14 protein-coding genes are annotated in these 12,459 nt (G+C 45.6%); 6 read left to right on the top strand and 8 right to left on the bottom strand.

From position 1 onward, the window contains the following. Window positions 1-720: 720 nt before the first annotated feature. Both holA and EII41_RS12390 read right to left on the bottom strand, forming a co-directional pair. On the bottom strand, window positions 721-1,746 hold the full coding sequence (gene holA / locus EII41_RS12395) for a DNA polymerase III subunit delta (RefSeq protein ID WP_124790843.1): 1,026 nt from the start codon (window positions 1,744-1,746) through the stop codon (window positions 721-723). Between the two features lie 12 nt (window positions 1,747-1,758). After that, the gene (locus EII41_RS12390) at window positions 1,759-2,535 is read right to left on the bottom strand and encodes an AMP nucleosidase (RefSeq protein WP_124790842.1); all 777 of its coding nucleotides are present in this window, start codon (window positions 2,533-2,535) and stop codon (window positions 1,759-1,761) included. Between the two features lie 47 nt (window positions 2,536-2,582). Between EII41_RS12390 and EII41_RS12385 the strand changes: the two genes are divergently transcribed. Continuing rightward, on the top strand, window positions 2,583-3,044 hold the full coding sequence (locus tag EII41_RS12385; protein WP_124790841.1) for a type I restriction enzyme HsdR N-terminal domain-containing protein: 462 nt from the start codon (window positions 2,583-2,585) through the stop codon (window positions 3,042-3,044). A gap of 45 nt (window positions 3,045-3,089) precedes the next feature. Here the strand turns inward: EII41_RS12385 and EII41_RS12380 are convergent, their stop codons facing one another. The 4 genes from EII41_RS12380 to EII41_RS12365 form a co-directional block, all read right to left on the bottom strand. Next, a complete protein-coding gene (locus EII41_RS12380) occupies window positions 3,090-3,827 on the bottom strand; it encodes a DUF1266 domain-containing protein (RefSeq protein ID WP_124790840.1) in 738 nt (245 codons plus the stop codon). Between the two features lie 114 nt (window positions 3,828-3,941). Continuing rightward, window positions 3,942-4,787 (bottom strand): alpha/beta hydrolase, encoded by an 846-nt coding sequence (locus EII41_RS12375; RefSeq protein WP_260425586.1) that lies wholly within the window; start codon window positions 4,785-4,787, stop codon window positions 3,942-3,944. A gap of 118 nt (window positions 4,788-4,905) precedes the next feature. Further along, window positions 4,906-6,480 (bottom strand): ribonuclease E/G, encoded by a 1,575-nt coding sequence (locus EII41_RS12370; RefSeq protein WP_124751584.1) that lies wholly within the window; start codon window positions 6,478-6,480, stop codon window positions 4,906-4,908. A 213-nt stretch (window positions 6,481-6,693) separates the two neighbouring features. Continuing rightward, window positions 6,694-6,972, bottom strand: coding sequence for an HU family DNA-binding protein (locus EII41_RS12365; protein WP_124751583.1), 279 nt, complete (start codon window positions 6,970-6,972; stop codon window positions 6,694-6,696). A 237-nt stretch (window positions 6,973-7,209) separates the two neighbouring features. Here EII41_RS12365 and mutY point away from each other — a divergent pair, with 237 nt between their 5' ends. The 5 genes from mutY (at window position 7,210) to EII41_RS12340 (ending at window position 11,345) form a co-directional block, all read left to right on the top strand. Further along, window positions 7,210-8,286, top strand: a complete 1,077-nt coding sequence (gene mutY, locus EII41_RS12360) for an A/G-specific adenine glycosylase (RefSeq protein WP_124790845.1) — start codon at window positions 7,210-7,212, stop codon at window positions 8,284-8,286. A 94-nt stretch (window positions 8,287-8,380) separates the two neighbouring features. Next, window positions 8,381-8,824, top strand: a complete 444-nt coding sequence (locus EII41_RS12355; protein WP_124751581.1) for a single-stranded DNA-binding protein — start codon at window positions 8,381-8,383, stop codon at window positions 8,822-8,824. A 27-nt stretch (window positions 8,825-8,851) separates the two neighbouring features. Then, window positions 8,852-10,153 (top strand): transporter associated domain-containing protein, encoded by a 1,302-nt coding sequence (locus tag EII41_RS12350; RefSeq protein WP_260425585.1) that lies wholly within the window; start codon window positions 8,852-8,854, stop codon window positions 10,151-10,153. Between the two features lie 2 nt (window positions 10,154-10,155). Continuing rightward, entirely contained in the window at window positions 10,156-10,719 is a 564-nt protein-coding gene (locus tag EII41_RS12345; RefSeq protein ID WP_124790838.1) for a gliding motility protein GldD, read from the top strand. A 2-nt stretch (window positions 10,720-10,721) separates the two neighbouring features. Then, window positions 10,722-11,345, top strand: coding sequence for a 4'-phosphopantetheinyl transferase family protein (locus EII41_RS12340; protein ID WP_124790837.1), 624 nt, complete (start codon window positions 10,722-10,724; stop codon window positions 11,343-11,345). A 602-nt stretch (window positions 11,346-11,947) separates the two neighbouring features. Here EII41_RS12340 and EII41_RS12335 read toward each other — a convergent pair. Then, window positions 11,948-12,256: a hypothetical protein gene (locus tag EII41_RS12335; RefSeq protein WP_124750660.1), complete on the bottom strand. Its 309-nt coding sequence runs from the start codon at window positions 12,254-12,256 to the stop codon at window positions 11,948-11,950. Then, window positions 12,219-12,459 (bottom strand): hypothetical protein (locus tag EII41_RS14335; protein ID WP_221620725.1); only part of this gene is annotated, 241 nt, incomplete at its 5' end. The genes EII41_RS12335 and EII41_RS14335, both read right to left, overlap by 38 nt.

The raw sequence follows: 12,459 nt of genomic DNA, 5'->3' as shown, positions 1-12,459 counted from the left end.
GTATATATAGACTCCTTTCAACGCTTAAACTTACACTTTAAACAAAACATATTAAATTACTGATTAAAAAATCAATATATAGGATGATATAAAGTAAATCTCTATAATATATACCGCTTTATACAATTAGCTAATTAAAATTTAAAGTACTACTCTTCTTTAATGATGATAAAATACTGAATATATTAATATTAATCAATACAAAAACTCTGTATTTAGCAGAAATAAAACAATTGTTTACAACGAACAATTATTTATCAAAAAGAAGATTTATACCTATCACAAACATATATGCAAATCATACAGAATTTACATATATAACCTTTTGGGGCGGATTTACATTTGTACCATCTCAATAATTGGCTTTACAGAAATACATTTGTATATTGTTGCGATTTTCTCCTCAAGAATAACCTTACACTTTTTAGACGCGAGGTGTTGTTGATAATGTTATGACCACAGTTAAGGTTATAGCTATCCTCTCAACAATCGAAAGAACAGATAAAATTGGAAAACCGGCACACTGAAAAACTATACGATGCCGAAGGGGCTTTTTACTTCGTATTACCGCCCCCAATACAAATAACGGAAAGGAAGGTTTCCGAGTATTTTATGAAATAACACGATGCTCCGGTATTAGCAGACCGGACCACATGATGATGGCACGATGAAAGCCGTGATAAGGAGAAGAGAAAAAATGTACTGCTATGCGGTAAGATGCTAATGCATAATTTTATACAATAACTCCTTCATGATTTCGCCCTGTGTCATAGACGAGGTTACGTCAATTCCTTTCGATCGGGAGTCTGCCATCCGAATTTCATGAATGGCCTGAAAAACTTTCATTGCGCTATAATTCCTCAAACCGATCAGATAATCTTTTACCTGAATGGGAAAACGCAGATTCAGGGCATTCATCAGTCCTCTTTCCGACCGATCTTTGGAATAATAACCGATCAGCAGGTTGGAGAAATAATTGAACAGCACAGGAAGCGTTGCCTGAATGGGATGACTATTTGGGTTTTGTTCAAAATAGCGCGCTATACGATTCGCTTTCAACACATCTTTATCGGCGATCGCTCGCTGTAATTCAAAGTTATTGTATTCCTTACTGATGCCTACGTTTTTTTCGATCAGTTCAGGAGTAATTTTTTTTTCGGGAGAATCTGTCAGAAGAATCCGCAGTTTATCCAAGGTCTGGTGAAGCAAGGCCAGATCGTTTCCCAAATATTCGGATAACATGGCCGCCGCCTTGCGGTCTGCTTCGAAAGCACGTTCACGAAGCGCCGACGCGATATAATCTTCGATCTTATAGTCCGGAATCTTTTTCGAGTCGAACAGCACGCCTGTTTTCGCAACCGCAGCACTCAGACCTTTACGGCCATCCAGCTTTTTATATTTATACTCGATTACGAGAATGGTCGAAGCAAGCGGATTTTTGGCGTAGTTGGTCAGCAAATCGATATTGGCAACCAATTGCGCCTCCCGGACTACGACTAATTGATACTCGGACATCATCGGGAAGCGGCGGGCGGCATTGATGATATCGACCGCTTTCGTATCGGCTCCATACAGAATAATCTGGTTGAAGTCGCGCTCCGATTCATTGAGTACACGTTGCAGGAGTAATTCCGAAATCCGATCAATGAAATAAGGCTCTTCCCCCATCAACACATAGATGGGGCTAAACTTTTTAGCCTTGATGTCTCGGCAGATTTCTTCGTACGTCGCTTCTTTTGCAGCCATGTTGCGGAGCGTTTACCAGCTGAATTTGATGTGCTGCACGGTTTTCTTTCCTCCAATCATCATCTCGAGCGCGCTGATACCTAGTTCCACATGTTCGGGAGCGAACTTTTGTGTTACACTCTTGTCGCTCTCCTGTGTCTTTACTCCATGCTCTTCAAGCGGTTTGTCGGAGATCATCAACAGAGCGCCGGTAGGTATCTGGTTGGCAAAACCAGCCGTCAGCAACGTAGCCGTCTCCATATCAATGCCTGTTGCATGCGTTTTCTTCAGATACTCCTTAAATGCCGTATCATATTCCCACACGCGGCGATTGGTCGTATAGATCGTACCGGTCCAATAGTCGTGCCCTTTGTCGCGTATGGACGACGAGATCGCACGGAGCATCGAAAACGCCGGCAGCGAAGGTACTTCGGGCGGAAGATAATCGTTAGAGGTTCCTTCGCCGCGTATGGCCGCTATCGGGAGAACGTAATCACCGAGTGAATTGGCTCTCTTCAATCCGCCACATTTACCCAGAAACAGTACGGCTTTCGGCATCACGGCCGACAATAGATCCATGATCGTCGCGGCATTCGAACTTCCCATACCGAAGTTGATAATCGTCATTCCTCCTCCGGAGGCGTTAGGCATAGAGTTTCGAAGTCCCAGGATCGGCACTTTGAAATGATCGGCAAACAATTCGACGTATTTGGTGAAATTCGTCAACAATATATACTCCGAAAAATCTTCCAGTTTGCGGTCGGTGTATCGCGGAAGCCAGTTTTCAACAATCTCCTGTTTCGTTTTCATAAATCCTTTTCTATCTTTGTTGGTAAATTCGCAAGCAAATATAAGCAATGTACTCGTTAAATCTGCCGAAATATCCTCTAAAAATAACAGAAAAAAACGGAAAGTATTACGTCTTCGATCTTTTGCGCCGGAAAAAAGTGGTGCTGACCCCGGAGGAATGGGTGCGGCAACATTTTGTAAATTATCTACTCACAGAGAAGAACGTACCGAGAGAGTTAATGGCCAATGAAGTGGCTATTACGCTCAACACACTCTCCCGCCGATGTGACACTGTTATTTACGACACGTATCTGAAGCCTTTGGCTATTGTGGAATACAAAGCTCCTTCCGTGCGGATTACCCAAGACGTTTTCGAACAGATCGCACGTTACAATCTGGTACTGCGGGTACACTATCTAATTGTCAGCAATGGAATGGAACATTACTGTTGCCGTATTGACTATGACACAAATTCTTACACCCATCTGAAAGCGATACCTTCATATACCGAACTATTGGCAACAGATTAATCGTTGCAAAAAAAGAGGGACAAAAAACATTGTCCCCCTACTCTTCTATTTGAATGTAATATCTTGATATATTGAAATATCAGCATCTTTCTTCTTCATATTTTCGGAAGGCGAGAGCAAGTTCTGCGCAGCCGAAATCACATCGTCTAATTTAAACCCGTGAATACAGCGTCCCAAAAGGAAGGAACACGTGTATTCCGTCCAATCTCTTCCACGTTGCGATACGATGTTTATACATTCATCGAGACAACGATAGAACTGTTCTTCGGTAAGATACCCGATCCAGAAGCACCATTTCGCCACACTTACAGCACGTCCGATGTCCCACGCATACGTTGATTGAATAGCTCTCACGTCCTCTTCCGGTAAGTTCAACTCTTGAGCTATCTTGACATAGATTTTATTCAAATCTTTGTTTGTCTGGCGTGTACGAATAAACTCGTCGTATTTCTGACTCCGTTGCAGGCTCAACAGTCCGTTAATGGCATTTACAGCTGACTGTTCGTCAACAATTTCCCATTGCTTGTTCATTCCCTGACGATAGATATCCGTAGGTTCTTTGGGTATCAGCGACAAAATCTGTTCGCCGCGGTAACATGCCAGAATAGCCCCATACCCCATGGCTCGCTGATAATTTTCGCCCAACGGTTTACCCGAATAGCGGGTGTTAAATTCGGCCAGCTGTACTTTTCGAGCCTTCTTCATCTGAAAATTCAAGTACAGCATATATCCGGCAATCCCCGCCGCAACAATGGCGATGATGATGTAAATCACATTTTCCATATCGATACGTTTTTGAAATTATACCGACAAATCTACAAAAAAATAGTGGTTTTATTTATGCCGAGAAATAAAAATCACAACGAATACCGGGGACAGATGATCGGAAGAAGGCTCTTACTCGGTCTCGATCACGCCGATTTCGCGAAACCAGTCTTCGGCGCGATCCGGCCAGCTGTTGACCATCACCCCTGTATCGCGCAAACCATAGCCATGGCCTCCTTTTCCGTAAAGATGCATCCATACCGGAATATTTGCTTCCTTCAGCGCATAATAATAAAAGAGGCTGCTGTTGATAAACGAACGGTCGTCTTCCGTCTGAATCAGCATGGTCGGCGGTGTTTTCGGAGAAATCTGAATCTCCGGAGCCAGTCCGAAGTGTTCACCCTCCAGATACGCCGGATAAATCAGTAGGCAGAAGTTCGGACGGCAGCTCACCTTATCGATCGCGTTATTCGCAGGATACGTTCTTTTATTGAACGAGGTAGAAGCCATGACAGCCAAATGGGCTCCAGCCGAAAAGCCCATCACTCCGATTCGGTTCGCATCGATATTCAACTCTGAAGCATTCGCACGCACATAGCTAATGGCACGTTGCAAATCTTGCAACGGCGCCTCATGTTTCGGTTGTCCTTCACGGCGAGGCACACGATATTTCAATAACACAGCAGTAACCCCCAATTCGTTTAGCCAAAGACAAACTTCATCGCCCTCCAAATCATACGCCAGAATATCGTATCCTCCACCCGGACAGACAATCATAGCCGATCCGCTGGCTAATTCTTCAGAAGGCCGATATATGGCAATCGTCGGATCACTGACATTCGTAACCCGGCACACCGTTTCGCCGGCCACTCTGTTTCCTTCCTTGCTGATCTTTTCAGCCATCCGGACCGTTTCTCCGGGAGCTCCTTCCGGAAAAAGCCGAACAATTTTTTCCTGTGCCGTCACGACAACCTCCATAAAAAGCAGACAGACATACGATAATATCAACTTGCTCATTTTTCAATCTTTGTTTTTGATTTGTTTCGTTAACGGCAGCAAAAATATAAAAAAAGCAAAAGATGAAAAATCTTTTGCTCTATTTTATTGTTTCTTTTTCTTCCTGCATATCCAATTCGTTTTTCTCCTGATCGTAGAATCGGTACTCCAGAAAAGCCATGCTTTCATCAGGCACCACCTTCAGTTGAAAGGAGTATTTCATTTTCCATTTCATGGCCAGTGACAGAAACCCTTTATTAATATAGGCCGCCACATAAGGATGCACATGCAGTGTGATTTTTTTAACGTTATGTTTGTTAACAAGACAGTCTATCTTTCCTTCCAGGTTGTCGGTAAACAAGATGGAGGATTTAATCGTTCCCGTTCCAAAGCAAGACGGACACTTCTCGGTTGTCTTCACATCCAGAATCGGCCGTACCCGCTGACGGGTGATCTGCATCAGACAAAACTTGCTGAGCGGAAGAATATTGTGTTTAGCCCGGTCATTCGCCATGGCTTTTGTCATATGCTCGTACAATTGCTGCCGGTTCGACGCTTCCGCCAAATCGATAAAATCGATCACAATAATCCCCCCCATATCGCGCAGTCGCAACTGCCGGGCGATCTCATTGGCCGCAGCCACATTCACATCGAATGCCGTCTTTTCCTGCTCCGTGCTGCCTTTCATCCGATTGCCGCTATTGACGTCGATCACGTGCATCGCTTCCGTATGCTCGATTATCAGATAAGCCCCACTCTTATACGTTACGGTTCGTCCAAACAGTGACTTGGCCTGTCTGGTGACACCAAACTTATCGAAAATAGGCATATCGCCCGTATATAGCTTCACGATGTTTTTCTGTTCGGGAGCAATCAGGCTTACATAGTCGTATACGTTGTCGTATACCTGTTTGTCATTTACATAAATATGCTCGAATGACGAATTGAAAATATCACGCAAAAGCGCTACTGTCCGAGCTGTTTCTTCGTATATCAGATTCGGAGCCTTTGATTTGGGGACTTTTGGGATATTATCTTCCCAACGTTTCAGCAAATTCTTCAATTCTCCATCCAATTCGGCCACTCGTTTTCCTTCGGCCGAAGTGCGTACAATCACACTGAAATTCTTAGGCTTTACGCTTTGTATCAATTGACGAAGGCGGGCCCGCTCTTCATTCGATTTGATCTTTGTTGAAACAGATATCTTGTCGGAAAACGGTATCAGCACCAAAAAGCGTCCGGCAAACGAAAGTTCCGCCGTCAACCGAGGACCTTTGGTCGAAATTGGCTCTTTAGCGATTTGCACCAATATCTCATCGCCTACGGTTAGTATATTACCGATACTTCCGTCTTTTTCTATCTCGGGAAGAATCGGGGTTTTTGATACCGGCTGCCGTTTTTTGGGGTCTCCCCGCCATTGTTTCAGAAACTTCTGCTGCGTATTGAAATTCGGTCCTAAATCCTGATAATGAAGAAACGCATCTTTTTTACAACCCACGTCGACGAAAGCGGCATTCAAGCCCGGCAACAACTTTTTTATCCGTGCCAGATAAATGTTGCCCACCGCAAAAGAGTCGCTTCGCGGCTCCTTCTGGAGCTCGACCAAGCTTTTGTCTTCCAATACGGCGATAGAAATTTCGTTTGACTTGACATCTACTACTAATTCACTTACCACAATGATGCTATTTCTCTTTGTTTTTTAATTCAATATGAAAAAGAACAAACTTAAAAAATCCGATTAAGTTTGTTCTTTAAACTCCTTTTAAAAGACTTATTTCTTCTTATGACGATTCTTCTTAAGTCTTTTCTTACGCTTGTGCGTTGACATTTTATGTCTTTTTCTTTTTTTTCCGCTTGGCATAATTCCTATTAATTAGTGATTAAATCATTATTTTTTTGCCACTTGATTCATGAAAATCCGAGCGGGTTTGAAAGACGGAATATCATGCTCCGGGATAATCATGGTCGTATTCTGCGATATGTTACGCGCAGTCTTTTGTGCACGTCTCTTTACCACAAAACTACCGAAACCGCGGAGATAGACATTCTCTCCTTCGGACAAAGATTTCTTTACTACGCTCATAAACGACTCTACACTTGCCAAAACTGTGTTTTTGTCAATACCAGTGCTCTTTGCGATCTCGCTAACAATATCTGCTTTTGTCATGTCAATAAATATTAAATGAATAATTTCTAATTTTTTGGACTGCAAAGATATAGGTTTTATTTGAATTAATGCACTTTTTTGAAGAAAAAGATTGCCTATTTTTCAATTATCTGATTTTAAGAGATATTGAGAGATTGAAATCCTACTTTTATGGGGTCATTTCATCGCGAGACAAGCTATTTGTCTGCTTCGGGAATGCATGGAAATACGTATTTTTGCGCGCCCAAAAGCAGCAACATGAAGCAAAAAAACGAACTATATAAAGAAAGCGAACGGATCCGGACATGGTACAGAGCGAACAAACGCGATCTACCGTGGCGAAACACTACCGACCCGTATCGCATCTGGATCTCCGAAGTTATTCTCCAGCAAACACGCGTAGCCCAAGGGCTGGATTACTATTACCGTTTTATCGAGCGATTTCCCGATGTCCGAAGTCTTGCCGAAGCCCCGCAGGAAGAGGTGCTGAAATACTGGCAGGGTTTGGGGTATTACTCCCGCGCGCGCAATCTACACGAAGCGGCACAAGATATCCGGCAACGGTTCGGGGGAGTTTTCCCTTCGTTGTACGAGGAGATCCGTTCGCTCAAAGGCATCGGCGAATATACGGCGGCGGCTATTGCCTCTTTCGCATGGAATCTGCCCTATCCTGCCATCGACGGGAATGTGATTCGGGTGTTGGGACGACTTTTCGCCGTAGAGACACCGGCAGACAGCGGAAAAGGTAAAACCGAATATCGTCAGCTGGCAACGCTTGTGATGCCTCCCCGACATGCCGGTGAGCACAATCAGGCGCTGATGGAGTTCGGAGCGTTGCATTGCGTACCCCGAAACCCCGATTGCACGAACTGTCCGATGGTAGGGCAATGTGCAGGACATGCCTCCGGCGATCCGCATCGTTTCCCGATCAAACAGCATAAGACGAAAACGCGCGATCGTTTCTTTCATTACTTTTTCATCATGCATGATACGGACACTTATTTGCACCAACGTACAGGAAACGACATCTGGAAAGGACTCTTTGAGTTGCCGATGATCGAAACCGAGGCACCTGCCGATTTAACGGCCTTGCAGCAAACAGCCGCTTTCTCCAAACTGTTCAACGAAACAGGAAAACTGCTGTTTACCTTAGTGACCGAAGAAACCCGGCATATTCTTTCGCATCAGACATTACATGTGGCATGCTACATCGTAAAAATCGAAAAAGAAAACACGGAGTTAAAAAAACTGATCCGGACACCCTGGGAATCCATTGACATATATCCTTTTCCCAAATTAATTGTCAATCTTTTATCAAAGATAGAACAAAAATAATCAGGTTCCGGCCGTTTTTTTCGGCTGTAAATTTGTACAGTTCGTAAAAGACGCCTACATTTGTTCCTCAAACCGTTATAAATTACATGTCCCTATGTCACTGAACAAAGTCATATTGATTGGAAATGTGGGCAAAGACCCCGATGTGCGTTATTTCGAAAGCGGAAATGCCGTAGCCAACTTTTCATTGGCAACGAATGAACGCGGCTATAAACTCGCCAACGGAACGGAGATTCCCGAACGAACGGAATGGCATAATATCGTGGCCACTCGTGACCGTGCGCAGTTCGTGGAACGATACGTCAAAAAAGGCTCGATGGTTTATGTTGAAGGAAAGATCCGGACGCGCAGTTATGATGACCAGAGCGGTGTCAAACGGTATGTGACCGAAATCCAAGCCGATCGTATCGAGTTCTTCTCGTCCGGACGAAAACCGCAGGAAACAGATACACAGACTCCCTCTCCGACTCCCTCCCCGGCTATGCCGTCAGGCAAACCCCAAACGGGCACAGATGAAATCGATGACCTGCCATTTTAATCTTATCTTAACGCATCAAATTACCCCTTGGATTCAGACGATTATTACCCGAGTATCGTATTACAGACCGTGTATGAAGGGTCTGTATGGAATTTCGCGATTCTTTTTTGCATCATGCTTTTGCTGTTGCTTGTTTCCGGATGGATAGCCGCAGGAGAGCGGGCGTTATTTTCGCTGTCGGTCGACGAGACGAACGAAATACGTGAAGAAAAAAGCACCAGAGACAAGTTTATCAGACAATTATCAGATCGCGCGCAGCAAATACGGACGGCGGTCTCGATCGTGCAAACCATCCTGATTGTTGCGGTAACGATTATCGGGATGTATACCGTCCAGTCCGTTTGTTCGACGGCTCGATGGACCGAAGGATGCGTAGCCGGCATTTTCGGTATCGGCCTGCTGCTATTCGTTTTTAAAGGGTGGTTTCCTAAATTTCTGACACAGGACAACCACCTCCGCGTGGCACGCACGACGGCCCCTTTCCTTAAAACGATCGACTGGATCTGCCGGCCGGTCAGCCTCTGGATGTACGCCTCGCCGGCCCATCAGCGGAAACACGACTCGCAGTTAAACGAATCGACGATCATCTCGAAAGAAACGGCCGACGAGAAAGAGATGCTCGAAGAAATCGTACATTTTTATAATAAGACAGCCGATGAAATCATGGTACCGCGCCTCGACATGAAAGCCATCAATGCGAAATGCTCTTTCAAAGAGGCACTCGATATCATCATTCGGAGCGGTTTTTCACGCATCCCGATCTACGAAGAAACGGAAGATAACGTGACGGGCGTACTGTATGCGAAAGACTTGCTTCCGTATATTCAGGATACGAGCGATTTTGAATGGCAGAAATTGATCCGTCCGGCATATTTTGTACCCGAAACAAAAAAAATCGAAGGGCTGTTGGAAGAGTTTCGAACCAACCGGGTGCATATCGCGATCGTAGTAGATGAGTTCGGATGCACTTCGGGATTAGTGACGATGGAAGATATTATCGAAGAAATCGTCGGAGATATATCGGACGAGTACGACACCGATGCCAAACAATATTTCCAACTCCCGGACGGGAGTTATATCTTCGAAGGAAAGATTCAATTGAACGATTTTTTCCGTGAAACAGACATCGACGAGGAGGAATTCGGCGATTTGACGGAAGATATCGAGACGCTTACGGGCTTACTGCTCAAAATCAAAGGGACGTTGCCGCGTCGACGTGAGATGATCGAATACCGGAATTATCGTTTCCGCGTGCTCGAAGCAGACGAACGACGTGTAGTGAAAGTGAAATTCGACCGTATCCCTCCGGCTCCCGGAAAAGAGAAATAACGATGCGTATCTTGCCACGGATTCTTTTACTGGCAGTCTGTGTAGCTTGCTCGACACCCACGCCGAAGCCGCGCGGCGTGCTGCGCATCGATCTGCCGGAGGCGAAATACACGCCCTTCACGGCCGAAGAACTGGCCTATGCTTTTCGCGTATCGCAGCTCGTGACCATCGAAATGCCTCCCGCCGATGCGACGGAAGACTGGCTGAACGTTACCTACCCTTCGCTCAACGTCAAAATGTATTGCAGCTACCGAAGCATCACCCGTGAGACGCTTCCTCGATGCGAAGCGGAGTGTCGCGAACTCGTCGCACGCAGCGCCCGCGATGCTCAAACCATTACCGAACAGGCTTACGAAGCTCCTGAGCGCCGTGTGTACGGCACGCTCTTCCGAATCGATGGCGACTCGCCCACTCCTATCCAGTTTATGCTTACCGACAGCGTGTCGCACTTCTTCCGCGGAGCGCTCTACTATCAACAGCGTGTCGATGCCGATTCGGTATCGCCCGTGACCGAATACCTTCACCACGATGTGACGGAATTGATTCAATCGTTCGACTGGAGATAGCCATGCCCGTTCTGCCCGAATATACGACCTCGCTGCGAGGAATCTGGAAAATCGAAGAAAGTCGCGATGATTTGCTGGCTCTGCTGACGCGCAAAGACGATTACGTACCGTTTCTGAACGGCTGCAAGTCCGACACCCGCCAAACGGAATGGCTGGCCGTGCGCACATTGTTGAAAACCATGCTCGGCCGTGAAACACCCATTGCTTATCACCCCGACGGCATTCCTTACCTGCCCGATGCTGCCCTTCACATCAGCATCTCTCACACGAAAAGCTATGCCGCCGTCCTGCTCGATACGCAACCCCGCATCGGCATCGATATCGAGTACCGCTCCGAACGTATCCGCAAGCTGTACGATCGCTTCCTCGGCGAAGCGGAGCAACGCCTGATCGGCCGGCATCCCGATACCGAGACGTTGTTAATTTGCTGGAGCGCCAAAGAAACGGCATTTAAAATGATGAGAAAAAGAGCGGTCGACTGGCGAAACGACCTGCGAATCGTCTCGTTCGATCCGCAACTCAGACAGCTCTCGATCCGCGAGACCCTCACACCGCACGCTACGCTCTGCTCGATCGGCTACATCGTTACCTCCGAATTTATTATGACACAAAGCGCCCCCCAATAATCTTTGGGGGTGGTTCAGAACGGTATTTGGGTACGTTCCGAACGTATTTCAGGTACGTTCCGAACGTATCGGCATGGATACGTTCCGAAGCAGGTGTCGGGTAGTTCGGGAACGTACCCGGAGTAGTTCCGAGGTCAACGGTGAGTATTTCGGAACCACCCGCCGACACATTCGGAAATACCCTTCGGGTTATAAAGAACCACCCGACGGGTGCCTCTGAGCTACCCATCGGGTGGTCATGCAACTACCCGCAGACACCCGTTAAGTATTTCCGAAATACCTGCCGACAAGCTCGGAACTACTCACCGACGACCTCGGAACTACTTTTGGAACATATTATCAATCGGTTATCAATCAGTAGTCAGCAGTCAACTCAACACCGCGCAGGGCGTCGTAATTCGTAATTTGTCATTCGTAATTGTTCTATTTAACAACTCAATGCCCCCAGGGCATCACTTTTCACTACTACTTTAACTAGCCTGACTACTTTGCTACATTTTTCACTTTTCACTTATTCCAAACCGTATCGGTAACCTTGTTGGGCATACATTAAGGTGTCCCATCAAGAAAATACAAGTTAAATAACTCTCTTCACAACGCAATCAATCTTTACAAGATTTAATAATGCCAACATATTTGGGCCATAAATGGTCTGCAGTTGCAGGGCTAACCCACTTTTCATACATTAAAATCTCAAAATCAATAATATCTCCAATTTTTACCTTTTTACCGTATTTCTCAATATCGAAAGCAATAGTAGTGCCAACAGGAAGTGAATGTTTATTTGAGACTTTGGTTATTGTAACAATATTGTAGCGTTCGTGTCCGACGCCAAACAACGTGATAACCTCGCCTGTGTAACAATCAGATTTATCAATCTCTTTCTCGCATCCCGCTCCTCCTATCAGCAAAAGCAATGATTTTTGTTATCATATAGGTATTGGCTGGAGGACGCCCCTGATACCATAAGCATATCACCGGTTCATCCGGTTGAAAAAGCTTTCGGTTTTTCTCTTCTTCCGTCAGCTCCCGATATTCAAAGTGCAACCACGTGCCCTCTTCCATAAGCTCAACAGGCAAACCTATCCGATTAAAAAGAGGCACTGAAATTGCA

This window comes from Tannerella forsythia, assembly GCF_003860135.1.
GTDB lineage: Bacteria > Bacteroidota > Bacteroidia > Bacteroidales > Tannerellaceae > Tannerella > Tannerella forsythia_A.
Note: the sequence above shows the minus strand (reverse complement) of the source record. Positions and strands in the feature narration are given on the sequence as shown.

Coding starts and splice junctions, on each gene's coding strand:
- holA (WP_124790843.1), bottom strand. CDS start 1,746: ATGGCTGCAAAAGAAGCGACGTACGAAGAAATCTGCCGAGACATCAAG.
- EII41_RS12390 (WP_124790842.1), bottom strand. CDS start 2,535: ATGAAAACGAAACAGGAGATTGTTGAAAACTGGCTTCCGCGATACACC.
- EII41_RS12385 (WP_124790841.1), top strand. CDS start 2,583: ATGTACTCGTTAAATCTGCCGAAATATCCTCTAAAAATAACAGAAAAA.
- EII41_RS12380 (WP_124790840.1), bottom strand. CDS start 3,827: ATGGAAAATGTGATTTACATCATCATCGCCATTGTTGCGGCGGGGATT.
- EII41_RS12375 (WP_260425586.1), bottom strand. CDS start 4,787: ATGGAGGTTGTCGTGACGGCACAGGAAAAAATTGTTCGGCTTTTTCCG.
- EII41_RS12365 (WP_124751583.1), bottom strand. CDS start 6,972: ATGACAAAAGCAGATATTGTTAGCGAGATCGCAAAGAGCACTGGTATT.
- mutY (WP_124790845.1), top strand. CDS start 7,210: ATGAAGCAAAAAAACGAACTATATAAAGAAAGCGAACGGATCCGGACA.
- EII41_RS12355 (WP_124751581.1), top strand. CDS start 8,381: ATGTCACTGAACAAAGTCATATTGATTGGAAATGTGGGCAAAGACCCC.
- EII41_RS12345 (WP_124790838.1), top strand. CDS start 10,156: ATGCGTATCTTGCCACGGATTCTTTTACTGGCAGTCTGTGTAGCTTGC.
- EII41_RS12340 (WP_124790837.1), top strand. CDS start 10,722: ATGCCCGTTCTGCCCGAATATACGACCTCGCTGCGAGGAATCTGGAAA.